Below are 24615 nucleotides of genomic sequence, written 5' to 3' on the forward strand. Positions count from 1 at the left end.
CCTGTCGGTTACTTCTCGGCCGCCAGGCTTTCCCAAACCTGCCACGCCTCGTCGAACGCCGGTGTTCCGCCTTCCGACTGGATATAGGCGCGGACGTAGGCCTGACGGTCTGCAATTTGTTTGGGAATGGTGAGGGTATATTCCGGGCCGCCCATGCCGCCTTCGACCGTCGTCAAGGTGTGCGGGGCAGGATCGGTCCCTTTGGTGTCGACCCCGCCGGCGACCGGCTGCGGCGCGGTGGTCCAAATGGCGATTTCATCGACTTCGCGCAGTGTCTCTTCCGGCAAAAGCAGAATGTGATCGGCACCTGTTTCGACCTTGCGTCCTTCGGGTACGCCAAACTGCAGGCCGTCGACAACTTCAGTCTTCATCTCAATCACTCTTTGCTGCTCGGCATTGCAGGACGCCAGAATAAACGGAACGAGAAAGGGAAATATTTTCAGCCACTTCACCATGATATCTTGGCGCCTGACATGTCGGAATGAGCTTCACCGACAAAGCTTCCCCAACCGGTCACCCTGTCGTCCCACGGCCGTGAGGTGTATTCGGACCCAAGCGCCGCAACGTTGTCCGCAGGCCAGTTCCTGGCATGCTGCGCATAGGCGGCAAAATTGATACCGGGAAACGCAGCGGCGGTTCTTGGCAAGTCCGTTTTTGTCTTTTTGCCGACGAGATTGGCAACATACCTGATGTATTTCGCGACAGCGAAGATGTTGAACTCGTCGCACGTCAGAAGCGTCGCGATCTGCGCGCCGTCGAGACCTTGCCTCCGTTTGTGTTCCAGCAGCCCGGAGAACAGATCCGTACGCGCGACAGTGTCGTCGCGCACCTGACCAAGGCCTACAGAAGTTGTGCGCCTTGAGACCGAGTGCGTCGCCGCTGTGTAGTCGAGCATGTCTTCGTTTTGAGATTGATCACGCTGTTCCGCCAAGACGATCGCTCCTATGACTTCCGGCGTCAGATTATAGGTTTTTGCAGCAGCGTTCATCACGGCTCCCCGGGACGGGCGACCGTTCAGGTAAATCGGCTCAAACAAAGTGGAGATCGGCAAACTCGTAATGCGCGCGGCTTGCCGAAGACGTTCACTGGCGGAACTGGGAACAGTCAGACCATTCCAGAGCGGATTGGAGTAGCTGCGCGACACGGGACCGGATGCGCCAGGATCACCTTGCGGATTTGTCTTCTGCTCATAGAGGATGCGTGCCTGGTCAAACGCAGAAACGCGGTGATTGAAGATGTCGCGTCCCGTTGCACCGCTGCCTGAGAAAGACGCGGATGCACTTGAGGGAATAGTCGCACTGGTGATGGGTTTCTTGGTGCTGATCGAAAGCAAGCCGTACTTGCGCATGCTGTCGGCAAGATCGTTTGCAAGCCCGAACACCTTTGCCGGATTGCCAAATTGCGCGTTGAGGATTGCTGCATCCCGGTCGAAAAAGAAGAAACCAGCCAGGTTGTTTTCGATACTGGAAACTGAGACGGGCCCGGCTTTCGCTGCCATCAGCATTACGGCGTCGTAAAGCGAAGGAGCACTTTGCTGATTGAAGTACCTTGTAAAAAACTCTCTCAGAACTTTGCCGGATTGCAATTGCGTGATTGTTGCATCGAACCTCGTGTCACGTTCAAGAAGTTCCAGAGCTTTTGCCCGCTCCCCGTCGGTAACCCATCGGAAGACATCTCCCAGTTCCAGGAGTTTGATGACCTCATCGCCTACAACGGTCATGATTTTCTTCAACCCCTCTATTGCTCGGGCTGGTCAGGACAGAAATTGTTTTCCAATCCGAAAATTAAAATAAATCAATTAGTTAACAAACTTTCAGAATCCAACCCTAATTGATTGCCGACCCAGTTACAACTCTAAGGGGCGCAATCGCAATGAGCGGGGCCATGCCCGGCCGGTATTTGAACAACCTTGCTGGAGAGGTCGGAAAACGCCCCTCCCCGTTCAGATCTCCGTCCGCATCCGGTAGCCCGGGGCGAAGATCAGGCGGACGTGGGTGATCGGCAGGGGGCCGGTCCAGGTGATGCGTTCCATCGCAAAGAGGGCTGCGCCCGTGGAGGCATCCAGTTTGCGCGACAGGGTCTTGTCGGCATTGACGGCGAAGAAGGAAATGTCGCCGTGGCTGTAGGGCGCGTTGTGCACCAGCCACTCGTTGGCGCTGACGTCCTCGAACGTCATGTCACGCGCCGCAGGAGCTGCTTCCAGGTTGATGTAGCGTTCCTCGAAGGCATAAGGCCGGTCGTCTGCAAAGTGCAGCGTCTTTAAAAACAGGACATCCGCGCCGAGCGTCACCTGGAACGCGCCGTGCAACATGGGCGGCAGGGGCCGGAGATCCTTTTCCAGAAGGCTGTGCCGGTAGGTGCGGCCAAGCGCTTCGACTTCCTCTCGCAGGATCGGAATGGTGAGCGTCGCGCGCTGGGGCGGGTTGAGCGCAACACGCGTTCCCGCCCGGCGCTTGCGCACCACAAGACCGCTTTCGGCCAAGTCCCGGAGAGCACGGTTGACGGTGGTGCGGGCGCAGCCGAACTCTTCCGCAAGATCGGCCTCATGGGGGATCTGCTCCCCCGGCTGCCAGATCCGGTCATGGATCCGCCGAAGGAGTTCTTCGCGAATGCCCGTCCAGGAATTTGTGTCCGCAAGCGCCAAGTCGTCTACCCGTTTAAGTCGTTCTTCACAGTCTGGCGCGCAACGAGGCCATGGTGGCCCGGTATTTCGCGCGGATGGCGTTGCCTTTTACATGGTTTCCGCCGGAAACAACATGCCGGCCGGCGGACCAGACCTCAGCGACCATCCGGTCGTCACCGGCAAAGATCCAGGCATCAAGAATTTCGTCGCCTTCCCGGCCTTCCAGGTCGATGGCGGTGCCATCCAGTGCGATGAGATCGGCAAGCGATCCTTCCGAAATCCGGCCCGCCGCACGCCCTGCTGCCTGCGCACCACCGGCCACGACACCGTCGAACAGGACCCGGCCGGTGGACTTTTCCTTCGTTGCAACAGAAGCCCGGCAGGTATCGCGCAGGCGCTGGGAATATTCCAGCGTGCGCAGCTCTTCGGAGAGCGCGATGCGGATGTTGGAATCCGAGCCGACGCCGAAGCGGCCGCCCGCGGCCAGGTAGTCGACGCCGTCGAAGATCCCGTCGCCGAGGCTGGATTCCGTGATCGGACAAAGCCCCGCGACGGCCCCGGTCGCAGCAAGACCGGCGGTCTCCTGCGAGGTCATCTGCGTGCAGTGGATCAGGCACCAGTTTTCTGAAACCGCGTGGTTGGCAAGCAGCCATTCCACCGGGCGCTGCCCCGTGGCCGCCAGAACCTCGTCCACTTCCGGGATCTGCTCGGCAAGATGCATGTGCAGCGGGTTGCCGCCGGCAAGGGCAACGGCCTTCTTCAGACTGTCGGCATCCACGGCCCTCAGTGAATGCGGGGCAACGCCGATGACCGCATCATCCGGCAAGGACTTGAGCGCCTCAGACGCAAGCTCGTGCAGTTTCTGGAAACGGTCGAAGTCGTTGCCAAAGCGGATCTGTCCGGCAGCCAATGGGCGCCCGTCGCAGCCGCCGAACTGATAATGAACCGGCAGATGCGTGAGGCCGATGCCGGTATCGGAAGCGGCAGCCATGATGCGGTCCGACATTTCCGCCAGGTTGGCGTAGGGCGCACCGCCCGGCTGGTGATGCAGATAGTGGAACTCGCCAACGGCGGCATAACCCGCCTCCAGCATTTCCATCTGCACGAAGGCGGCAATCGCCTCCACGTCTTCCGGCGTCAGGGCGTCCAGAAAGCGGAACATGATCTGGCGCCAGGTCCAGAAACTGTCGCGGCTTTCGCTACCGCGCCGCTCGCTCATGCCCGCCATGGCCCGCTGGAAGGCGTGGCTGTGCAGGTTGACCGGGGCCGGCAGAAGAATGCCGACGCGTTCGCCGATTGGCTGCGCATCTCTTTCAACCGAGGCGATCCGGCCGTCCGGACCGATCGAGACAGCGACATTTTCCGCCCAGCCGTCGGCCAGAAGCGCCTTTTCCGCAAAAACCGTCGCGCCAGAAACTGTCGACATGCCGTCTTTTCCTCCGTTGACACGTTAATATGTGCATGCATATTATCTTATATCGCAATCTAATCAAGCCGGAGATGGACGTGCTGAAACGCCTCCTCACAAACGCCAAGCTGGCAACGCTCACCGCAAACGGAGAGCCGTACGGCCTGATTGAGGACGGTGCGCTGGTGATCGAAGGTGGCCGGATTACCTGGGTCGGCAAGGCCGCAGACCTGCCGTCTCATTATGCGTCGCTCAGCGCGGATGATATCGGCGGACGGCTGGTGACCCCGGGCCTGATCGACTGTCATACCCATGTTGTTTTCGGCGGCGACCGGGCACGTGAATTCGAAATGCGCCTTCAAGGTGCAACGTACGAGGAAGTGGCCCGGGCCGGTGGCGGCATCGTTTCCACGGTCAAGGCAACGCGCGCAGCCAGCGAAAAGCAGCTGCTGGAAGCTGCCCTGCCACGTGTCGATGCCCTGATCGCCGAGGGCGTCACCGCCATCGAGATAAAGTCCGGCTATGGCCTCGACCGGGAAACCGAGCTGCGCATGCTGCGCACCGCCCGCAAGATCGGCAAGCTGCGCCCGATCACCGTCAAGACCAGCTTCCTGGGCGCCCATGCCATTCCGGCCGAATACAAGGACAAGCCCGACCTCTATCTGGAAAAGGTCTGCCTGCCGACGCTGGAAGCGGCTCATGCCGAGGGACTGGTGGATGCCGTGGACGGTTTTTGCGAAGGCATCGCCTTTTCGCCGGAACAGATCGGCAAGGTGTTCGACAAGGCCAAGCAGATCGGCCTGCCGGTGAAGCTGCATGCAGAGCAACTGTCCAACCTGAACGGCGCGGCCCTGGCCGCTTCCTATGGCGCCCTTTCCGCCGACCATCTGGAATACCTGGATGAAGCCGGCGTCAAGGCGATGGCCGAAAGCGGGTCTGTTGCCGTGCTTTTGCCGGGCGCTTTCTACACCTTGCGCGAAACGCAGTTCCCGCCGCTTGATGTTTTGCGCAAGCACAATGTGCCCGTCGCGCTGGCAACGGACTGCAATCCGGGTTCATCTCCCCTCGCCTCGTTGCTCCTGACCATGAACATGGGCTGCACCTTGTTCCGCATGACACCGGAAGAAGCGCTGGCCGGCGTCACCCGCGAAGCGGCGAAGGCGCTTGGTCTGGACGATCAAGGCACGCTGGCGCCCGGCAAACGGGCGGATCTGGCTGTCTGGAACGTCAGCCACCCGGCCGAGCTTTCCTACCGGATCGGCTTCAATTCCCTCTTCAAACGCATTTTCGGAGGCTCTGAATGAGCGCCCTTACCCTGACACCGGGCTCCGTGACCCTGGCGGATCTGGAACGCATCTACCGGGAAGAGCTGCCAGTGCGCATCGACCGCGCGGCGGAAGCCGCGATCAACCTTGCGTCCGAACGAGTTGCCAAGGCGGCCCGGGGCAGCGAGGCCGTTTACGGCGTCAACACCGGCTTCGGCAAGCTGGCCAGCGTCAAGATCGCCCCCGAGGACACTGCAACCCTGCAGCGGAACCTGATCCTTTCCCATTGTTGCGGCGTCGGCGAACCGCTCGACAAGACCACCACCCGCCTGATGATGGTGCTGAAGCTGCTCTCGCTTGGCCGCGGTGCCTCCGGTGTCCGCTTCGAAGTGATGAAGCTGATCGAGGATTGCCTGGAAAGAAACGTCACGCCGATGGTTCCCTCGCAAGGGTCTGTCGGTGCATCCGGCGATCTTGCGCCGCTGGCCCATATGACGGCTGTCCTGATCGGTGAAGGTGAAGCTGATTTCGGCGGCACGCGCATGCCCGGTGGTGAAGCCCTTGCCAAGGCGGGACTGACCCCGGTCGTGCTTGGCCCCAAGGAAGGCCTTGGGCTGATCAATGGCACGCAGTTTTCGAGCGCCTGTGCGCTCACCGGCCTGTTCGACGCCTGGCGTCTGGCCGAAGCGACCCTGATGACCGCCAGCCTTTCCACCGACGCCATCATGGGCTCGACCGCACCGCTCCTGCCAGAAATCCATGAACTGCGCGGCCATCGCGGCCAGATCGAAGTGGCAAGGGCCATGCGCGCAATCATGGACGGCTCGGAAATCCGCGAAAGCCACCGCGAGGGCGACACCCGCGTGCAGGACCCTTACTGCATCCGCTGCCAGCCCCAGGTTGCCGGTGCCTGTGTCGATCTGCTCCGCATGGCGGCCCGCACGCTCGAGATCGAAGCCAATGCGGCAACCGACAATCCGCTGGTACTGATCGATGCCGACCGGATCGTTTCCGGTGGCAATTTCCATGCCGAACCAGTTGCCTTTGCTGCCGACCAGATTGCACTGGCCATTGCCGAACTCGGTGCGATTTCCCAGCGCCGTGTCGCGCTCATGGTCGACCCGACGCTTTCCTTCGACCTGCCGCCGTTCCTCGCCAAGGATCCGGGCCTGAACTCGGGCATGATGATCGCGGAAGTGACGACCGCCGCCCTGATGAGCGAGAACAAGCATCTCGCCAATCCGTGCTCGACGGATTCCACGCCGACCAGTGCCAACCAGGAAGACCATGTTTCCATGGCCGCCCACGGTGCTCGTCGTCTTGCCCGCATGAACGCCAACCTCAGCCAGATCCTGGGTGTGGAACTTCTGTGTGCCGCCGAAGGCATCGAGCACCGCGCCCCGCTGAACACCAGCGCTTCGCTGCAGACGGTCATGGGCGCTCTTCGCGGTGTCGTCCCCTCCCTGGAAAAGGACCGCTACATGGCACCGGACCTGGAAACGGCAGCCGGCCTGATCCGCAGCCGCAAGCTGGTTTCGGCGATTTCCGCCGGCCACATGATCACGCTGGGAGATGCCCATGCAGCCGGTTGACGTCTTCCGCGGTGATGGCCCGGTCGTTCTTGGCGTGCCTCATGCAGGCACATTCGTTCCGGACGACATCAAGGCAAGGTTCAACGACACCGGCCTGAAACTGGCCGACACCGACTGGCATGTGGACCGGCTTTATTCCGATCTCCTGCCCGGTGCGACCATGGTGAAGGCGAACTTCCATCGTTATGTGATCGACGCCAATCGCGATCCGGAAGGCGTCAGCCTTTATCCGGGCCAGAACACCACAACGCTCTGCCCGACCACCGATTTCGATGGACGCCCCATCTACCAATCCGGCATGGAACCGCAGACCGGTGAAATCGAGGCCCGGCGTCTTGCCTGGCATGCTCCCTATCACGCTGCCCTTCAGGCGGAAATGGAACGGGTCCGCGCCAAACATGGCGTCGCCATCCTCTACGATTGCCACTCGATCCGCTCCGTAGTGCCGTTCCTCTTCGAAGGCACGCTGCCCGATTTCAATACGGGCACCAACAACGGCACGACCTGCGCCAGCGCCATCGAGGCTGCCGTCGTCGCCTGCACCCAAGCAGCGGAAGGTTACACGTCGATCCTCAACGGCCGCTTCAAGGGTGGCTGGACGACACGGCATTACGGCCGACCGGCCGAAGGCTTTCACGCCATTCAGATGGAGCTCGCCCAGAAGACCCATCTTGCCACCGAAGACACGCCCTTTGCCTATGACGAGGTCAAAGCCGACCAGCTTCGGACCCATCTGAAAGACATCCTGAGCGCGCTGGAAAACCTCGCGCCCTCCTTATTCCAGAACAACACCCAGGGAGCGAACAATGACTGATCGCCGCCACAACGCCCGCGACGTATTCCCGCCCACCGGCACCGAGCTCAACACCAAGTCCTGGCTGACCGAAGCCCCGCTGCGCATGCTGATGAACAACCTTCATCCGGATGTGGCGGAAAACCCGCATGAGCTGGTCGTCTATGGCGGCATCGGTCGTGCGGCACGCACCTGGGACGATTTCGACCGTATCGTCGCAAGCCTCAAGACCCTTGAGGAAGACGAGACGCTGCTGGTGCAGTCCGGCAAGCCGGTCGGTGTCTTCAAGACCCACAAGGATGCCCCGCGCGTTCTGATCGCCAACTCCAACCTGGTGCCGAACTGGGCCAACTGGGACCATTTTCACGAGCTGGATAAGAAGGGCCTGGCCATGTATGGCCAGATGACCGCCGGTTCCTGGATCTACATCGGTACGCAGGGCATCGTGCAGGGCACCTATGAGACCTTCATGGAAGCCGGACGCCAGCACTACGAAGGCAACCTGAAGGGCCGCTGGATCCTGACCGGTGGTCTCGGCGGCATGGGCGGTGCCCAGCCGCTTGCAGCCGTCATGGCCGGGGCCTGCTGCCTTGCGGTGGAGTGTGACGAGAAGAGCGCCGACTTCCGCCTGCGCACCCGCTACGTCGATGAAAAGACCCACTCCCTCGACGAGGCGCTGGCACTGATCGACCGCTGGACCAAGGCAGGCGAAGCCAAGTCCGTGGCGCTGATCGGCAACGCCGCCGATGTCTTCTCCGAACTGGTGAAGCGCGGCGTGAAGCCGGACATCGTCACCGACCAGACCTCCGCCCATGATCCGGTCAACGGTTACCTGCCGCAGGGCTGGACCGTCGCCGAATGGCGCGCCAAGGCCGAGACCGATCCGAAGGCGGTGGAAAAAGCAGCTCGCGCGTCCATGAAGGTGCATGGCGCCGCCATGGTCGACTTCTGGAACATGGGAGTGCCGACACTCGATTACGGCAACAACATCCGCCAGGTTGCCATGGAAGAAGGCCTGGAAAACGCCTTTGCCTTCCCGGGTTTCGTGCCGGCCTATATCCGCCCGCTGTTCTGCCGTGGCATCGGCCCGTTCCGCTGGTGTGCGCTTTCCGGCGATCCGGAAGACATCTACAAGACCGACGCCAAGGTGAAGGAGCTGATCCCGGACGACCAGCACCTGCACAACTGGCTGGACATGGCGCGCGAGCGCATTTCCTTCCAGGGCCTGCCGGCCCGCATCTGCTGGGTGGGCCTTGGGCAGCGCCACCGCCTTGGCCTTGCCTTCAACGAAATGGTCCGCAACGGCGAACTGAAAGCGCCAATCGTGATCGGCCGCGACCACCTCGACAGTGGCTCGGTTGCATCGCCCAACCGCGAGACCGAAGCCATGAAGGACGGCTCCGATGCCGTGTCCGACTGGCCGCTTCTGAATGCCCTGCTCAACACCGCTTCCGGCGCGACCTGGGTGTCGCTCCACCATGGCGGCGGCGTAGGCATGGGCTTTTCTCAGCACTCGGGTATGGTCATCTGCTGCGACGGCACGGAAGATGCCGATCGGCGAATCGGTCGGGTGCTCTGGAACGATCCGGCAACGGGCGTGATGCGTCACGCGGATGCCGGCTACGAGATCGCGCTGGACTGCGCGAAAGAACAGGGGCTTAACCTGCCGGCTATTCTGGGTCGTCCCGCGTCCTGACGGACGCAGAAAGATGACCCAGCAACTATAATGCAATCAACTTTCTGCTTTCATGGTCCAACATGAAAGCAGGTTGATCTTGGGGAAACAATCAAGCACGGCGGGACACTCCGATCCATTCCTTTGACTGAGGGGTAATACCATGAAAAGACGTGATTTTCTGAAAGCCGGCGCCACCGGCACAGCCGCAGTTGCGGCCTCCACCCTGGCCGCACCTGCCATTGCGCAGGATGTGCACCAGTGGCGCATGGTCACCGCATGGCCGAAGAACCTGCCGGGACCGGGCGTCGCTGCCCAGATGCTGGCGGACCGCATCACCGCATTGTCCGGTGGCCGCATCGAGGTGAAGCTCTTTGCCGCCGGCGAAATCGTCCCGGGCAACGGTGTGTTCGATGCCGTCGGCCAGGGCACTGCCGAGCTGTACCATGCTGTACCCGCCTATTGGGGTTCCAAGTCCAAGGGCATCCTGCTGTTCGGTTCGCAGCCTTTCGGTCTGACAGCTCCCGAACAAGCCGGCTGGATGATCCACGGCGGCGGCCAGGCTCTCTATGACGAAATCTATGCCCGCTTCAACCTGAAGCCGTTCCTGTGCGGCAACTCCGGACCGCAGTGGGCTGGCTGGTTCCGCAACGAGATCAACAGCGCCGACGACCTGAAAGGCCTGAAGTTCCGGTCCACCGGTCTTGCCTCCGAAATGTGTTCCAAGCTCGGCATGGCGGTTCAGGCCATGAGCGGCCCGGCCATGTTCCAGGCGCTTCAGTCCGGCGCGCTTGATGCGGGCGAGTTCATCGGTCCATGGACCGACAGCGCGCTCGGCTACTACCAGATCGCCAAGAACTACTACTGGCCGGGTGTCGGCGAGCCGTCTTCCGCTGAAGAATGTGCAGTCAACCTGGAAGCCTACAACGCTCTGCCGGACGACCTGAAGGAAGCCGTGCAGCGTGCCTGCGCCAGCCTCTACAACGACGTTCTGACGGAATACAACACCAAGCACGCCCAGGCACTGACCCAGCTGGTCAACGATCACGGTGTGATGGTGAAGAAGCTTCCGGACGACGTCATCGTCGCAATGGGCAATGCCGCCGGTGAAGTGATCGCCGAACTGCGTGCGGACGAAGACGAGCTGGTGAAACGCATCACCGAAAGCTTCCTCGCCTACCGCAAGCTGATGCGCGAGTACATGCCCTATGCCGACAACGGCCAGATGAACGCGCGTATGCTCGACTACAACTACGACTGATCGGGTTGACGTCTCACATCGGGGAAATCTGTTTTCCCCGATGTGGTGGCGTTTTATCGCCCTGTCTGTCGTTGTCCCATTGCGAGCCCCCGGGATCCATTTCGGTTCCTCTTCGCGTCAGAATTCGCTTCGGGGAAACGGCATGCCCTGCAGGGTCAAGTCTTATAAGGATATTGAGGTTTGGGCATCTGTTTTAAGCCGCTTGGGAAGATGGACGGCAGGGGACAAGTGGCGCCTCTATAGAAATGGAACGGCAATGCCCTCCACTTGTCATCCCCGCGCAGGCGGGGATCCAGTCGTCACCGGCGCCCATGCTTTTTACAGGGGCTGCGGCGTACTGGATCCCGGATCTGCGCTCCGCTCCGTCCGGGATGACAAGCGTCGGGATGCCCGATCTCAAGTTCAGGCAGGCAGAAAGCCTTAAGGGGCAAAAGAACCGGGAAGCTACTTTGATGGAAAAACTGGCGGACGCGCTGGAGCGTGTCAATTCGGTAATAGGCAACACGCTGTGCTGGGCGGCGCTTCTGATGTTGCTGCTGCAATTCACGATCGTGTTGCTTCGCTATGTCTTTGGCTACAGCTTCATCTTTCTCGATGAAGGCGTGCTGTATTTCCACGCGGCGATCTTCATGCTCGGCGCCGGGTACACTTTCCTCGTCAATGCCCATGTCCGTGTCGACATCTTCTATGCCAGGAACAGCGAGCGCGCGCAGGCGTGGATCGATATCTTCGGCCATCTGTTCCTGCTGACACCGGCTCTCGTCGTGCTGATCTGGTTTTCCTGGCCGTCCGTGCGCGGTAGCTGGGCCATTCTGGAAGGGCCGATTTCCGTCGGCGGTATCCCTGCCTCCTTCCTCCTGAAATCCCTCATTCCCGCCTATTGCGTGCTGCTGCTGATCCAGGGTGTGGCCGCCTTCATCCGCGATGTTCAGAAGCTGAAAGGCGTCAGCGCATGAGCCTGCCTCTCGATCTCATCATGTTCGGCGCGCTGATCGCCTTCATTCTGCTCGGCTATCCCGTTGCCTTCACCATTGCGGGCGTTGCCACGGGCTTTGCCCTGCTCGGCTGGATGATGGGCGACTTCAACATTCAGCTCATGGGCGCCATGGGCCAGCGTTTCTTCGGCGTGCTCACCAACCCGGTCCTGACCGCGATCCCGCTGTTCGTCCTGATGGGCGTCATTCTGGAAAAGAGCCGCATCGCAGAGGATCTGCTGGAAACAATGGGCCGGCTCTTCGGCCGCATGAGAGGTGGCCTCGGTGTTTCGGTGATGCTGGTCGGTGCCCTGCTCGCCGCGTCCACGGGCATTGTCGGCGCAACGGTGGTTGCCATGGGCCTGATCGCCCTGCCCACAATGCTGCGCAATGGCTATGACCCCAAACTTGCCTCCGGCATGGTCTGTACTGCTGGAACGCTCGGCCAGATCATCCCGCCGTCGACGCTGCTGATCATCCTGGCCGACGTCATGTCCAATGCCTTCCAGCAGGCGCAATACGCGCAGGGCAAGTTCACCATCGAGACGATCTCGGTCGGCCAGACTTTTGCAGCCGCCATGATCCCCGGTCTGCTGCTCGTCGCCGTCTACTGCGCCTATATTGTCGGCCGGGCTTACCTGTTCCCGAACGACGCGCCAGCGATGTCGGAACATATCGACCAGCCGTCAGGCCGGGAGATTGCTGCCGCCATCGTGCCGCCGATCCTGCTGATCGTTGCAGTGCTCGGCTCCATCCTCGGCGGTATCGCCTCGCCCAACGAGGCAGCTTCCGTCGGTGCCGTGGGCGCGATCCTGCTGGCAGGCCGCCGTCTCGGGGTGTCCTCAAAGCTCATCGTGTTGGCAACAGCTGCGCTCCTGACGCTTGCAATTGCCGCATCGATCCTGCCGATACGCCTGCAACGCTCCGATGTCACGGCCGGTGGCTACGTTATCGCCGCTGTCTATGCGGGGCTGGCGCTGTTTTCCCTGGGCGTCGTTCTGCACATCCTGAAGAAGGCTTTCGCGGACGGGCTCCTGAAAGCTTCCATGCTGTCCACACTGACCGTCACCTCGATGATCTTCGCAACCATCCTGATGGCCAGCTTCTTCTCGCTGGTTTTCGTCGGCCTTGGGGGGGAAGACCGGGTCCACGACATCCTTCAGGAAATGCCGGGCGGTCCGACAGGCGCACTGATCTTCGCAATGCTGTTCGTCTTCGTTCTGGGCTTCTTCCTCGACTTCGTCGAGATCTCGGTAATCCTGCTGCCGGTTCTGATCCCGCCTCTGATCTTGATGGGCATCGACCCGATCTGGCTGACGGTCCTGATCGCGATCAACCTGCAGACCTCGTTCCTGACCCCTCCTTTCGGCTTCTCGCTGTTCTATCTGAGAGGCGCAGCGCCGAAGGAAATCACAACGGGCCAGATTTACCGCGGCGTCGTTCCCTTTATCATCCTGCAGATCGTCGCCGTCGCCATCCTCTGGACCTTCCCGATGTTCGCCACCTGGCTGCCCCGCTGGCTGTATTGAGGAGTTTCTCGGCAAGCCGATAAAATTTACGATCTACCTAAAAAAGCCACAGCACCTTCCGCTGTGGCTTTTTTGTGCGTGTCCATGTCGTACATGAGTTTCATTCTTTGGCATTTTACGTTATTTTTTCCCATAGAGAGGGAGAAATGACAGGAATGGACAGTTTCTGGGGGGCATTTGCTGGAGCCCTTGGCCTGGTCGTCGCGCTGGATCCGGATCTGATGGAAATCATCGGCCTGTCCATGCGGGTCACGCTTACGGCTGTCGTTCTCGCCTGCGTTATCGGCCTGCCCCTCGGCGCGGCGGTCGGCACTTTCAATTTCCCCGGAAGAACGCTCGTCGCCGTCATCTTGAACGCGCTGATGGGCCTGCCCCCTGTCGTGGTCGGCCTGCTTGTCTATCTCGTCCTGTCGGCATCCGGACCGCTCGGGCCGCTGCGCCTGCTCTACACGCCGACTGCCATGATTATCGCGCAGATGGTGCTGGTGACGCCCATTGTCGCCGCGCTGACACGCCAGGTAATCGAAGACCTCAACAGGGAATATTCCGAGCAGTTCGCATCGCTCGGCGTCGGCCGATTTGATCGTCTGACAGCCATGCTCTGGGATGCCCGCTACAGCCTGCTGACCGTCGCGCTGGCCGGTTTCGGCCGTGCGGTTGCCGAAGTCGGAGCGGTTATCATTGTCGGTGGCAACATCAACCATGTTACCCGCGTGATGACCACGACCATCGCCTTGGAAACATCCAAGGGCAACCTCCAGCTTGCCTTGGCGCTCGGCGTGATCCTGCTGATGATCGCCTTTGCCGTGAACGCCGGTGTCATGGCCCTTCGTGCCTCAGCCGCGAGGGCCGCCTATGCGTGACGCAGCTTTCGACACACCAGGCACTGCCTCCACGATGTCGCGCCGTAGCCCGGCAGTGCACGACCCCTTGCTGGATGTCAGAAGTCTTGGCTTTTCGGCAGGCGGCGAAAAACTTCTGCACGACGTCGATGTTGCCATCCGGCGCGGTTCACGCACGCTCATCATGGGCCCGAACGGAGCCGGCAAGAGCCTCTTGCTGCGATTGATGCACGGTCTGCTTCAGCCGCAGGAAGGCGCTATCCTGTGGGAAGGCGGCCGGATGGACGCCACCGCCCGACGCGCGCAGGCTATGGTCTTCCAGCGTCCCGTGTTGCTGCGCCGCTCGGTTATCGCCAATCTCAAGTTCGCACTGAGCGTTCGCGGCCTGCGGGGCAGCGAACGCGCCGACAAGGTCAAGGCCGCGCTGGAAACGGCGGGCCTCAGTCATCTGGCCAGGCGCCCGGCCCGCGTCTTGTCCGGCGGCGAGCAGCAGCGCCTGTCCCTGGTGCGCGCTCTTGCCTGCGATCCCGAACTCCTGTTTCTCGACGAACCTACTGCCAATCTCGACCCGGCTTCCACTGCCGCGATCGAGTCCCTGGTACTGGAAGCCAACGCCCGCGGTGTCACCGTTGTTCTGGTGACCCATGATGCAGGCCAGGCAAAACGCCTCGGTGAAGACCTCGTTTTTCTGCAGAACGGCACCGTGGTCGAGACAGGCCCTGTCGAAAAAGTGCTGGCCAACCCCAGAAGCGAACCCGTTCGCGCCTGGCGGGACGGCAGGCTTTACCTTGGACCCAACACCCAATCCCTGAATGATTACCCCGGGAGGAAAAATTGATCAGAAGAGCATTTCTGGCGCTTGCCGCCGCCGTCCTGACGACCGTATTTGCCGGTCAGCCGAGTTTTGCGGAAGACAAGTTCATTGTCGTCCAGTCGACCACCTCAACCCAGAATTCGGGCCTGTTCGACTATCTCCTGCCCATCTTCCAGGAAAAGACCGGCATTGAGGTCCGCGTGGTTGCCGTTGGCACAGGCCAGGCCATCAAGAACGCCGCCAATGGCGATGGCGATGTCCTGTTCGTTCACTCCAAACCGTCCGAAGAAAAATTCGTTGCAGACGGTCTCGGCGTTTCCCGTTCCGACGTCATGTACAACGATTTTGTCATCGTCGGCCCGGCAAACGACCCTGCAGGCGTCGCCGGCTCGAAAGATGTCGTTGAGTCCCTGAAGAAAATCGCCGATGCGAAGGCCCCATTTGCCTCTCGCGGCGATGACAGCGGCACCCACAAGGCGGAGCTTCGCCTGTGGAAGGCCGCCGGCATCGACCCGAGCGAAGGCTCGGGCGACTGGTACCGTGAAACCGGCTCCGGCATGGGCGCTACCCTCAACACCGGCACCGGCATGGGCGCTTACGTCATGACCGATCGTGCCACATGGATCTCCTTCGGCAACAAGGGCGACTACAAGGTTGCCGTTGAAGGCGACCCGATCCTGTTCAACCAGTACGGCATCATTCTGGTGAACCCGGAAGTTCATGCCCATGTGAAGGCCGATCTTGGCCAGCAGTTCGTTGACTGGGTGCTGTCCAAGGAAGGCCAGCAGGCTATCGCCGACTACAAGGTCGACGGCCAGCAGCTGTTCTTCCCGAATTCGGACAAGGGCTCAAGCTGAGCCCGTCTGACCGTCTTCTCGCTTTCCGAGTGAGTGGAGCCAGATAGCAATCTGTGTCGCATGCTCCGCTCAAACCTTCCCCCTTCTCACGCGAGGAGGGGGATTTTTTTTGACCTGCTCAAAGGCAACTGGACTTGCGTGGAGTTTCAAGCCCCCCGGGGCGGACGGCAAGTACGCCGCACACAGGCACCGCTCATGAGCTATCAAAAGCCCATGTGGAAAAGAATTACCGGCAGGTGCTGCCTGTTTCCGTCGAATTGCGGGTAATCGTTATTCCCCCAAGCGCACGGACGGGCTGGACGTGAAGTCGGCGCTGGAAAACCGCAGGTGCTCCAGAACCTGGTTGGCACCGATGGCAATCACGATAATGGCGGCAAACGCGATGAGCATTGTTTTCATTGTGTATCTCCTTCGGATGGCGCCGTCGCCGATTTCAGATAGTCGATCAGATCGTCACGGTCTTGCTGTTCCACAATCCGCTGCATCGGCATCTTCGACCCTGGAATATAGTGATCCGGGCCGTCCAGGAACAGTTGATCGATCGTCGTTTCCGACCAGACAATATCAGATCCTGACAGGGTCGCCGAATAGGGGTAGTCCGGAATAGTGCCCGCACGCCGGCCGAAGATGTTGTGAAGCGTCGGCCCGGCCTTGCGCGCGGTATCGCCGGTCAGGGCGTGGCAGATCGAGCATTTGCGCGCGAACTGCCGTTCGCCGTTGGACATTTCTTCCGGTTTCTTGAGGAATTGCGGTGTCTCGGTTGCCATCGGATCGAATGTTGCAAGATCCGCAAGGGGCCATGAATAGACGATGTTCTCGATGCCGCCCGCATGCAACACATCGCCGTCCTTCGAAAAGGCAAGCGCCCAGATCGGACCTTTCAGTGCAGCCCGGAAATCCGTTTCAAGCGCCCAGGACGTCGTGTCGAACACGGTGATATATCCATGACCGTCACCGGTCGCCAGACGTGAGCCATCCGGACTGACCGCCATGGCCAGTATGGGCCGGCGCTCGAAAGTGAAGTCATGCATCCGTTCGCCGGTTTCGATATCGACGATCCGCGTCACTCCGTCCTGGGAGCCGTAGGCAATCCAGCTCTCCCGGTCACCCTCACCGCCGATGGCAATGACATTGATGCCGAAACCGTTGCGATCTACGACCCGCTTTTCACTTTGCGTTGCCAGATCCCAGAGCTTTATCGACCCGTCGACCGACGCTGAATAAAGCTGGCGCCCGTCCCTTGAAAACGCGACCGCATTCACCCCGGCTGCATGTCCGGCAAGATAAGCCGGCTCGCCGCCGGCAACCGGCCACAGTCCCACACGTGCATCCCAGCTTGCGCTGGCAATCGTCGTCTTGTCGGGAGAAACCGCAAGCCCCATGATCTTGGCCGTGTGCCCTTCCAGAACCCGGTTCGAGTTATCGCGGGTGTTCCAGAGAATAAGCTCGTTGTCGTCTCCGCCGGACACCAGATGGCTGCCGTCCAGAAACTGAACCACCTTGACCGCCGCCGCATGGCCCTCAAGCCATTGCGGCACCCGGTCTTTCCAGATGCCGACCGAATTGTCGAAGCTGGCAGTGGCCACCTGCCCGGTCTCAAGGGAAACGTCGATATCCATGACCGGGCCGCCGTGGCCCTTCAGGGTCTGGAAATCGGCGCTCCCGGCTGCGGAGACCAGCGTCAGAAGGAAGCCGGCAGCGGGCCCGAAGACCCGTGCAAGCAACCATACGGGATCCGGCTGAAACGGCATGTCACGCCGGGCCTATTCGGCGGGAACCGCGCTGTCGCCGCCTGAATGTTTGGCGGCTTCGCGCTTTTCAGCTTCTTCGACTTCCTGCACCCAGAGACCGTGGTGCTCCTTCGCCCACTGCAGTTCAACCTCGCCGGAGCCCATGGCGTCATAGGCACCTTCCATGCCGATGGAACCGATGTAGATATGCGCCAGGATCAGCGCCATCATCACGAAGGCCACAATGGCGTGCCACAGCTGCGCAAACTGCATTTCCTCATGCGGTGCAAGCGCGGTAGGCAATGTACCGAGACCCACCAGCTGCGGCAGGCCGAGTGCGTTGAGCTTTTCGAAGGTGACCGCAAACATCGGCATTTCGAACGGGAACAGCAGCGACAGACCGGAAACGGAGATCGACGCGCCCAGGACGATCACCCCCCAGAACACCAGCTTCTGACCGAAGTTGAATTTCTTGGCCGGCGGGTGCACGCCCTTCTTGAAAAGCCCGCCACCGACGGCGATCCATTTTACATCCGTCTTGTTCGGGATGTTGTGTGCCACCCACATCACGAACACCATGATCAGACCCAGCATGAAGGCCCAGGCGACGTTGTTGTGGATCCACTTCGAGAAATGCGCGACGGGCGCGAAGGCGTCCTTGCCGATCATGGGGATGATCACAAAGCGCCCGAAAAGCGTCAACAGGCCGGTTATGCCAAGCAGGACGAAGGATCCCGCAAGCAGCCAGTGCCCGAAGCGCTCGATCGCCTTGAAGCGAGTGATGGTGCGGCCGGTCTTCTCGCCGTCGATGCGAATACGGCCGCGAATGAGATAGAAAAGGGCCAGCAGCACGATAGTCCCGCCGAGCAGCCAGGCGCCATAAGTGGCAAGCGGACCCTTGCGCCATTCGAGCCAGCGCATGCCGCCATCCTGCATCAGAACGGTTGCTGCAAATCCACCGGAAGAGACTGTTACATCCGCGGAGCCATACCGCAGTGCCCGCCAGAGCTCCGGATCGGAGACACCGCCAAGCGTCCCGAGCTGTGAGGAAATTGACGCCGCGTCGTCCGGATCACCGGTATTGTTGCGGCGGAAGTCGTAGTCGACCTTCTCGCCACGCTGGCGCTTCATGATGTCTTCAAGCGTCTGCGCACCACCGGTCGCCGACCGGTCGGCGGACGTATCCTGTGCAAACCCTGTCCCCAGACCCGCACCAAGAAAGGCCAGAAGAACAAGCAAAGCCATAGTCACGCGTTTCATGACCGCAAACCTCATTGTCGATTACAACCGGAGACGAGCGGGGCGGCTGTAAAGCCGCCCCGCCTACGTTTCTTTCAGGCATCTACCCAAGTGTGACAGGCAGTCCGGCGTGCCGGTCTGCCCTCACCCCGCAAGGGATCAGCCGCCTTTCTGGCCGTAAGCGGTACCCCAGCCCCAGGCGCCCGAGCCGAAGCCGCGGGCAACCACACGTTCGCGGTAGATGGCCGACACGACGTCGCCATCACCCGCGAGCAGGGCCTTGGTGGAGCACATTTCCGCGCAGAGCGGCAACTTGCCTTCCGCGATACGGTTGCGGCCGTATTTCGCGAACTCTGCAGTGGAGTTGTTTTCTTCCGGACCACCTGCACAGAAGGTGCATTTGTCCATCTTGCCGCGCGATCCGAAATTGCCCGCTTGCGGGAATTGCGGTGCGCCGAACGGACAGGCGTAGAAGCAGTAGCCGCAGCCAATGCACAGGTCCTTCGAGTGAAGCACCACGCCTTCTTCGGTCTGGTAGAAACAGTCCACCGGGCACACCGCCATGCAGGGTGCGTCCGAGCAGTGCATGCAGGCCACGGAGATCGACCGTTCGCCCGGTTTGCCATCATTGATGGTCACAACACGGCGGCGGTTGATGCCCCACGGCACCTCGTGCTCGTTCTTGCAGGCCGTGACGCAGGCATTGCACTCAATGCAGCGTTCGGCGTCGCAAAGGAACTTTGATCTTGCCATTTGTCGTCCTCCTTACGCTGCCGAGATCTTGCAGAGAGTAGCCTTGGTCTCTTGCATCTGGGTCACCGAGTCATACCCGTAGGTCTGAGCGGTGTTACAGCTTTCCCCAAGCACATAGGGGTCTGCACCCTTCGGATACTTCGACCTCAGGTCCTCGCCCTGGTAATGACCGCCGAAGTGGAACGGCATGAAGGCAACGCCTTCGCCGACACGTTCGGTAACCATCGCCATGACCTTGACCTTGCCACCCTCCGGGCCTTCGACCCAGACCTGTGCGCCGTCACGCACCCCGAGATTGTTGGCATCCCGCGGATTGATTTCGACGAACATGTTCTGCTGGAGTTCAGCCAGCCAGGGGTTCGACCGGGTTTCGTCCCCGCCGCCCTCGTATTCGACCAGACGGCCGGATGTGAGGATGATCGGGAAGTCCTTGGAGAAGTCGTTCTTCTGGATCGACGCATAGAGTGTCGGAACGCGCCAGAACGACTTGTCGGCATAGGTCGGATAGTCCGCGACCAGATCCCGCCGGTTGGTGTAGAGCGGCTCGCGGTGCAGCGGCACCGGATCCGGGAAGGTCCACACAACGGCACGCGCCTTGGCGTTGCCGAACGGGGCACAGCCATGGGCGATCGCCACGCGCTGGATACCGCCCGAAAGGTCGGTTTTCCAGTTCACGGTGCCGATCTTGTCCGCAGCGCCGGCAACAGTCTCGATCGACTGACGCTCTTCGGCCGTCAGGTCACCATCCCAGCCGAGATCGATCAGCATCTGCATGGTGAACTCGGGATAGCCGTCCTGAATGTCCGCACCGGGGTTGGAGACGCCTTCCGCCAGAAGGTTCTGGCCATCACGCTCCACGCCGTAACGGGCACGGAAGCACAGACCGCCTTCAGCGACCGGCATGGACATGTCGTAGAGATTTGCCGTTCCCGGGTGTTTCATCTCTGCGGTGCCCCAGCACGGCCACGGCATGCCGTAGAACTCGCCGTCGTTCGGACCACCGACTGCACGCAGCGTGGTGCGGTCGAAGGTGTGCTGGTTCTCCATGTGCGACTTGATACGCTCAGGCGACTGGCCGGTGTAGCCCACCGTCCACATGCCGCGGTTGAACTCGCGTGTCAGGTCCTCGATGTTCGGCTCGTCCCCGTCCATGCCGATGTTGCGGAAGAGACGGTCGTCGAAACCGAACTTCTTGGCGAACATGGCGATGATCGTGTGGTCGGGCTTGGATTCGAACAGCGGTGCAATCACCTGTTCGCGCCACTGCAGCGACCGGTTGGAAGCGGTCACCGAACCACGGGTCTCGAACTGGGTCGAGGCCGGCAGCAGATAACAGCCGTCGGTGCGGTCGTGCAGGATTGCCGAAACGGTCGGATAGGGATCAACCACGACCAGAAGGTCGAGCTTTTCCATAGCCTGTTTCATTTCCGGCAGACGGGTCTGGGAGTTCGGGGCATGGCCCCACAGCACCATCGCACGGGTGTTGTCCGGCTGTTCCAGGTTTTCCTTGGCTTCAAGGACACCATCGATCCAGCGGCTGACCGGGATACCGGTCAGGTTCATCATGGCCTTGTCCTTGCCGTCCGCACCCTTGATGGTGCCGAAGCGGCCTTTCAGCCAATCCAGATCTTCTTCCCACACACGAGCCCAGTGAGCCCAGGAGCCGGCGGTCAGGCCGTAATAGCCCGGCAGCGTGTCGGCGAGAACGCCGAGGTCGGTCGCTCCCTGCACGTTGTCGTGGCCACGGAAGATGTTGGTGCCGCCACCGGCGGTGCCCATGTTGCCGAGCGCCAGCTGCAGGATGCAGTAGGCACGGGTGTTGTTGTTGCCGTTGGTGTGCTGGGTGCCGCCCATGCACCAGATCACGGTGCCCGGACGGTTGTTGGCAAGCGTCCGCGCCACGCGCTTCAGCTGGCTTTCCGGCGTACCGGTGACACGCTCGACTTCATCGGGCGTCCATTTGGCAACTTCTTCGCGGATCTGGTCCATACCCCACACACGGGTGCGGATGAACTCCTTGTCTTCCCAGCCGTTTTCGAAGATGTGCCACAGAATGCCCCAGATGAGGGCAACGTCCGAACCCGGACGGAAGCGCACATATTCGTCGGCATGGGCCGCGGTGCGGGTGAACCGCGGATCGCAGACGATCAGCGGAGCGTTGTTCTGTTCCTTGGCGCGCAGCACGTGCAGCAGGGAGACGGGGTGTGCCTCCGCCGGATTGCCGCCGATGATGAAGATCGCCTTGGAATTGTGGATGTCGTTGTAGCTGTTGGTCATGGCGCCGTAGCCCCATGTGTTCGCTACGCCGGCAACCGTCGTGGAGTGGCAGATGCGGGCCTGGTGGTCGACGTTGTTCGTTCCCCAGTAGCCTGCAAACTTGCGGAAGAGATAAGCCTGCTCGTTACTGTGCTTGGCCGAGCCGAGCCAGTAGACGCTGTCCGGACCGCTTTCTTCGCGGATCTGCAGCATCTTGTCGCCGATCTCGTTGATCGCCTCGTCCCAGCTGATCCGCTTCCACTCTCCGCCTTCCTTTTTCATCGGATATTTCAGGCGGCGCTCGCCATGAGCGTGTTCGCGGACGGAAGCTCCCTTGGCGCAGTGGGCACCCAGGTTGAACGGGCTGTCCCAACCGGGCTCCTGCCCGATCCAGACTCCGCTGGAAACTTCGGCGATAACGGTACAGCCAACGGAACAGTGCGTGCAGATCGACTTGACGGTCTTCACGGCATCGCCGGTGGATTGTGCCTTGGCTTTGGTGACCGTTCCTCCGGTCACGGTAATGGCGGCCAGGCCGCCTGCGGCAAGACCGGATCCCTTAAGGAACGTACGGCGGTCTACCGACTTGTGTGCAGCGTCTTTCAGGATACTTGCACCTTGGGGGCGTCGCGCAACCCCATTGGTCTTTTTCCTAAGCATATTGCCCTACCTTGCTTGTATCAGAACCTGATACGGCTGGGTTATTTGTGAACCGGCGTCCGGGCGTCACGCAACCATGGCCGGGGAAGTCTCACAGGGTCCAGTTAGAACCGGGCGCTGTCGTAGTAGGCACGGGTATGAACCGTGTCCTGCATCTTGTCGGAAGCCAGGTCCGGTTCAGCCGCTTCAGCGGTGGTTCCGGCGGTTACCGTGGTCACGGCAACCGGGGCAGAAATCGCCGCCAGCTTCAGGAAGTCCCGGCGGCCTGTACCCTCTTCGGGGCTTGCCGTTTCGGGTCGTTTCATTGTCGCATTCCTCCTCTCGCAGATGGATGGCCAAGCCACCCCATTTCAGATGCAACCGTCAGTTCGAGATCATGTCGAAGCCCTGTGCCTCGATTTCCATGAACTGGCGCCCCAACGATCCGACAGCACCGTAGAACACCGATGTTCCGGCCGCTTCCAGATCAGTGAAGAAATGTATCGCCCAGGGTTCCACGTGGGCGTTGAAGAAACTCTTCTGTTCGCTGAGAGACGTCACCTTGCCGAAACGCCCGAGGATCATCCCCGCCATCATCTCCATCAGCGATGCGATATTGTCTTCCGGTTCGTGCTTGTCTTCAGCGCGCTCGATCCCGCGCTCCGCCATGTCCTGGCGCAGCTTTGCGAGAGGCTTTTCGTTGAGGAACCCTGTCAGATAATAGCTGGCGTATGGCAGCAGCTCACCGCGCCCGAGACCGACGAAAAGGGCATTGAATTCACGCTCGGCCGTCGCCGGCGTCGTCACTGCCGCAATTCTGGCAAGCACATTGAGAGCATTGCCCAGGGGCGTGTCACCACCCTGCAGGCCTGCAATCTGCTCGAGCAATTCGGCTCCGGCCGGGCGCGCAAGCACCAGTGCCAGAAAGTCGTACAATTCGGACCGGGCCTGATCTTCCGGTTCGATAATGAATTCCCTCGCCACAACGGCCATTCGAGCCTTTTCCTCCCACACACACGGTGCTTTTCTGGCGCAAAAACTTCTTAGACTTTAGTATTAATCAAAGTCGAAACGCATTCGGCGCCGTTTCGGCAGGCGCTCTTCTTCGGTTTCGACCAGTGCTGTTTCATCAGACACAATAGTTCCAATTTCACTAATTTGCACCTTCTCGTCTCTTTGCGTCAATCGAATAGATGTTTTTCCATTTTCGACATAAGTATGCTGCGCTGCAGCAAGTTGTTCTGATTGCGGCGCAGCAGAATCACTTTGCCCGGAAAGTACTTCACCTTCTCCGGCCAGCGTAGCGTCCGAGTTTTCGTCCGGCTCCGTTTCAGAGATTTTTTTCAAGAATCCACGACCAACTTCATAGGCGGTCTTCACCACCTGACCGGCGGTCGATGCATCGGTAAAATCATCGTCATAATCGTTCAGGCCATCGAGGTTGGCGAGAACGGGATTGGACAGCCACAAACGGCGCAATGCCCTCCGGCGCAGGCGCTCCGGCACGGTCTTGGCCAGGAACTTCGTGAAATCGTCGTCCTTCTGCAGGCTGTCGGGATCAGGCAGTCCAAGTTCTTCCAGGATTTCCGCGTCGGTCTTTTCTTCCAGCTCGACCCGTTTCGCGGTTTCAAGCTCAGCGTCCCGGCGCTCGACCTCCGCGGCTTCGGCCTCACGAACCGCAGCCTTGCGCCTTGACCAGAAATCCATTGGCTTGTCGTCGCCGGAGTTCACTGCAGTGTGTCCTTCTTTCGGGTGCCGGGCGCCCGGTAAACGTCGGCAAGCTGCCGGATGCGTGGATCACCGATGCCTTCTTCCTCCAGGTCGATCCGGTGCTTGTCACGCTGGCGCTTGTAGAAGATTTCCTCTTCGTGGTGCATGTCAATGAATTCCCGAACCCAGGCAATCAGCCCTGGCGGCATTGGCACCTTCTCGACAAAGACCTCGGCGGAATCCGCGTAATCCAGGCCTTCATGGGCAGACGCTGTCATGTGCAGCACCTCAATAGGGATCGCCGGAGCCAGCTCCGGGGCAGCCCGCATCACAACGTAGACGGAGGGAACCTTGTCGGACAGGGCAATCAGATAGGCTTCGGTCTGGGTGTGATGCAGCTCCAGGCTCAAGGTCGTCGCATGGTATTCGATCGCATCGCCTTCGGCCCGCAGCATTTTCCAGTCCGCAGGCGCGGCTCCCGGCAGCAGGGACACCGGCAACCAGGTCCACTTCTGCCAGCGCGTTACGCCAGGCAGCCTGCGCACCACAACCCCGACCGGCATGACGCGCGTTCTTTCCCTAGTCACGAACCACCTACCTCCCCGTCCGCCGGTTCAATCCGACTCTGTTTTGATGTTACGTAAAATGCTGTAGC

At 60.7% G+C, this 24615-nt stretch carries 23 protein-coding genes; 10 read left to right on the plus strand and 13 right to left on the minus strand.

Features of this window, described 5'->3' with window-relative positions:
- Positions 1–8 precede the first annotated feature (8 nt).
- From Q666_RS44505 to Q666_RS44515, 4 genes are all read right to left on the minus strand, one after another.
- Positions 9–371, minus strand: a complete 363-nt coding sequence (locus tag Q666_RS44505) for a Tsi3 family protein (protein WP_152533320.1) — start codon at positions 369–371, stop codon at positions 9–11.
- 77 nt (positions 372–448) lie between these two features.
- Positions 449–1720 carry a hypothetical protein gene (locus tag Q666_RS64815; RefSeq protein ID WP_152533321.1) on the minus strand — a complete coding sequence of 424 codons (1272 nt, stop codon included), beginning with the start codon at positions 1718–1720 and terminating at the stop codon, positions 449–451.
- Between the two features lie 222 nt (positions 1721–1942).
- Positions 1943–2644 (minus strand): UTRA domain-containing protein, encoded by a 702-nt coding sequence (locus Q666_RS44510; protein ID WP_023003131.1) that lies wholly within the window; start codon positions 2642–2644, stop codon positions 1943–1945.
- Between the two features lie 25 nt (positions 2645–2669).
- Entirely contained in the window at positions 2670–4049 is a 1380-nt protein-coding gene (locus tag Q666_RS44515; RefSeq protein WP_023003130.1) for a formimidoylglutamate deiminase, read from the minus strand.
- A 74-nt stretch (positions 4050–4123) separates the two neighbouring features.
- Between Q666_RS44515 and hutI the strand changes: the two genes are divergently transcribed.
- From hutI to Q666_RS44565, 10 genes are all read left to right on the plus strand, one after another.
- A complete protein-coding gene (gene hutI / locus Q666_RS44520; protein WP_031270333.1) occupies positions 4124–5335 on the plus strand; it encodes an imidazolonepropionase in 1212 nt (403 codons plus the stop codon).
- Positions 5332–6888 carry a histidine ammonia-lyase gene (gene hutH, locus Q666_RS44525; protein ID WP_023003128.1) on the plus strand — a complete coding sequence of 519 codons (1557 nt, stop codon included), beginning with the start codon at positions 5332–5334 and terminating at the stop codon, positions 6886–6888. Before hutI ends, hutH begins: the two co-directional genes overlap by 4 nt.
- Complete coding sequence (hutG, locus tag Q666_RS44530) at positions 6875–7702, plus strand: N-formylglutamate deformylase (RefSeq protein WP_023003127.1); 828 nt, start codon at positions 6875–6877, stop codon at positions 7700–7702. The genes hutH and hutG overlap by 14 nt, the downstream gene beginning before the upstream one ends.
- The gene (gene hutU, locus Q666_RS44535; protein WP_023003126.1) at positions 7695–9377 is read left to right on the plus strand and encodes a urocanate hydratase; all 1683 of its coding nucleotides are present in this window, start codon (positions 7695–7697) and stop codon (positions 9375–9377) included. Before hutG ends, hutU begins: the two co-directional genes overlap by 8 nt.
- A 142-nt stretch (positions 9378–9519) precedes the next feature.
- Entirely contained in the window at positions 9520–10617 is a 1098-nt protein-coding gene (locus Q666_RS44540; protein ID WP_023003125.1) for a TRAP transporter substrate-binding protein, read from the plus strand.
- A gap of 452 nt (positions 10618–11069) precedes the next feature.
- A complete protein-coding gene (locus tag Q666_RS44545; RefSeq protein ID WP_031270332.1) occupies positions 11070–11573 on the plus strand; it encodes a TRAP transporter small permease subunit in 504 nt (167 codons plus the stop codon).
- Positions 11570–13120: a TRAP transporter large permease subunit gene (locus Q666_RS44550; protein WP_023003123.1), complete on the plus strand. Its 1551-nt coding sequence runs from the start codon at positions 11570–11572 to the stop codon at positions 13118–13120. The genes Q666_RS44545 and Q666_RS44550 overlap by 4 nt, the downstream gene beginning before the upstream one ends.
- 155 nt (positions 13121–13275) lie before the next feature.
- Complete coding sequence (locus Q666_RS44555) at positions 13276–13983, plus strand: ABC transporter permease (RefSeq protein ID WP_023003122.1); 708 nt, start codon at positions 13276–13278, stop codon at positions 13981–13983.
- Complete coding sequence (locus tag Q666_RS44560) at positions 13976–14800, plus strand: ATP-binding cassette domain-containing protein (RefSeq protein WP_023003121.1); 825 nt, start codon at positions 13976–13978, stop codon at positions 14798–14800. Before Q666_RS44555 ends, Q666_RS44560 begins: the two co-directional genes overlap by 8 nt.
- The gene (locus tag Q666_RS44565; protein ID WP_023003120.1) at positions 14797–15633 is read left to right on the plus strand and encodes a substrate-binding domain-containing protein; all 837 of its coding nucleotides are present in this window, start codon (positions 14797–14799) and stop codon (positions 15631–15633) included. Before Q666_RS44560 ends, Q666_RS44565 begins: the two co-directional genes overlap by 4 nt.
- 270 nt (positions 15634–15903) lie before the next feature.
- Here the strand turns inward: Q666_RS44565 and Q666_RS66720 are convergent, their stop codons facing one another.
- The 9 genes from Q666_RS66720 to Q666_RS44605 all read right to left on the minus strand — a co-directional run bounded on the left by Q666_RS66720 (position 15904) and on the right by Q666_RS44605 (position 24547).
- Positions 15904–16032, minus strand: a complete 129-nt coding sequence (locus Q666_RS66720) for a hypothetical protein (protein ID WP_023003119.1) — start codon at positions 16030–16032, stop codon at positions 15904–15906.
- Entirely contained in the window at positions 16029–17384 is a 1356-nt protein-coding gene (locus Q666_RS44570) for a c-type cytochrome (RefSeq protein WP_023003118.1), read from the minus strand. The genes Q666_RS66720 and Q666_RS44570 overlap by 4 nt, the downstream gene beginning before the upstream one ends.
- A 12-nt stretch (positions 17385–17396) precedes the next feature.
- The gene (locus Q666_RS44575) at positions 17397–18623 is read right to left on the minus strand and encodes a formate dehydrogenase subunit gamma (protein WP_031270328.1); all 1227 of its coding nucleotides are present in this window, start codon (positions 18621–18623) and stop codon (positions 17397–17399) included.
- 138 nt (positions 18624–18761) lie between these two features.
- Entirely contained in the window at positions 18762–19355 is a 594-nt protein-coding gene (gene fdh3B, locus Q666_RS44580; RefSeq protein WP_006937368.1) for a formate dehydrogenase FDH3 subunit beta, read from the minus strand.
- Between the two features lie 12 nt (positions 19356–19367).
- Entirely contained in the window at positions 19368–22271 is a 2904-nt protein-coding gene (locus tag Q666_RS44585) for a formate dehydrogenase subunit alpha (RefSeq protein ID WP_023003116.1), read from the minus strand.
- A 104-nt stretch (positions 22272–22375) separates the two neighbouring features.
- A complete protein-coding gene (locus Q666_RS44590; RefSeq protein ID WP_023003115.1) occupies positions 22376–22576 on the minus strand; it encodes a hypothetical protein in 201 nt (66 codons plus the stop codon).
- A gap of 58 nt (positions 22577–22634) precedes the next feature.
- Positions 22635–23243, minus strand: coding sequence for a molecular chaperone TorD family protein (locus Q666_RS44595; RefSeq protein WP_031270327.1), 609 nt, complete (start codon positions 23241–23243; stop codon positions 22635–22637).
- 63 nt (positions 23244–23306) lie between these two features.
- Positions 23307–23981 (minus strand): DUF3306 domain-containing protein, encoded by a 675-nt coding sequence (locus Q666_RS44600; protein WP_023003113.1) that lies wholly within the window; start codon positions 23979–23981, stop codon positions 23307–23309.
- Positions 23978–24547 carry a DUF3305 domain-containing protein gene (locus Q666_RS44605; RefSeq protein ID WP_208984238.1) on the minus strand — a complete coding sequence of 190 codons (570 nt, stop codon included), beginning with the start codon at positions 24545–24547 and terminating at the stop codon, positions 23978–23980. Before Q666_RS44605 ends, Q666_RS44600 begins: the two co-directional genes overlap by 4 nt.
- Between the last annotated feature and the right edge of the window lie 68 nt (positions 24548–24615).

Source organism: Labrenzia sp. C1B70 (assembly GCF_000475395.1).
Taxonomy (GTDB): Bacteria; Pseudomonadota; Alphaproteobacteria; order Rhizobiales; family Stappiaceae; genus Roseibium; species Roseibium algicola.

Coding starts and splice junctions, on each gene's coding strand:
- Q666_RS44560 (WP_023003121.1), top strand. CDS start 13,976: ATGCGTGACGCAGCTTTCGACACACCAGGCACTGCCTCCACGATGTCG.
- Q666_RS44585 (WP_023003116.1), bottom strand. CDS start 22,271: ATGCTTAGGAAAAAGACCAATGGGGTTGCGCGACGCCCCCAAGGTGCA.
- Q666_RS44540 (WP_023003125.1), top strand. CDS start 9,520: ATGAAAAGACGTGATTTTCTGAAAGCCGGCGCCACCGGCACAGCCGCA.
- hutI (WP_031270333.1), top strand. CDS start 4,124: ATGGACGTGCTGAAACGCCTCCTCACAAACGCCAAGCTGGCAACGCTC.
- Q666_RS44555 (WP_023003122.1), top strand. CDS start 13,276: ATGGACAGTTTCTGGGGGGCATTTGCTGGAGCCCTTGGCCTGGTCGTC.
- fdh3B (WP_006937368.1), bottom strand. CDS start 19,355: ATGGCAAGATCAAAGTTCCTTTGCGACGCCGAACGCTGCATTGAGTGC.
- Q666_RS44570 (WP_023003118.1), bottom strand. CDS start 17,384: ATGCCGTTTCAGCCGGATCCCGTATGGTTGCTTGCACGGGTCTTCGGG.
- Q666_RS44575 (WP_031270328.1), bottom strand. CDS start 18,623: ATGAAACGCGTGACTATGGCTTTGCTTGTTCTTCTGGCCTTTCTTGGT.
- Q666_RS44550 (WP_023003123.1), top strand. CDS start 11,570: ATGAGCCTGCCTCTCGATCTCATCATGTTCGGCGCGCTGATCGCCTTC.
- hutH (WP_023003128.1), top strand. CDS start 5,332: ATGAGCGCCCTTACCCTGACACCGGGCTCCGTGACCCTGGCGGATCTG.
- Q666_RS64815 (WP_152533321.1), bottom strand. CDS start 1,720: ATGACCGTTGTAGGCGATGAGGTCATCAAACTCCTGGAACTGGGAGAT.
- hutU (WP_023003126.1), top strand. CDS start 7,695: ATGACTGATCGCCGCCACAACGCCCGCGACGTATTCCCGCCCACCGGC.
- Q666_RS44515 (WP_023003130.1), bottom strand. CDS start 4,049: ATGTCGACAGTTTCTGGCGCGACGGTTTTTGCGGAAAAGGCGCTTCTG.
- Q666_RS66720 (WP_023003119.1), bottom strand. CDS start 16,032: ATGAAAACAATGCTCATCGCGTTTGCCGCCATTATCGTGATTGCCATC.
- Q666_RS44505 (WP_152533320.1), bottom strand. CDS start 371: ATGAAGACTGAAGTTGTCGACGGCCTGCAGTTTGGCGTACCCGAAGGA.
- Q666_RS44545 (WP_031270332.1), top strand. CDS start 11,070: ATGGAAAAACTGGCGGACGCGCTGGAGCGTGTCAATTCGGTAATAGGC.
- Q666_RS44590 (WP_023003115.1), bottom strand. CDS start 22,576: ATGAAACGACCCGAAACGGCAAGCCCCGAAGAGGGTACAGGCCGCCGG.
- Q666_RS44595 (WP_031270327.1), bottom strand. CDS start 23,243: ATGGCCGTTGTGGCGAGGGAATTCATTATCGAACCGGAAGATCAGGCC.
- hutG (WP_023003127.1), top strand. CDS start 6,875: ATGCAGCCGGTTGACGTCTTCCGCGGTGATGGCCCGGTCGTTCTTGGC.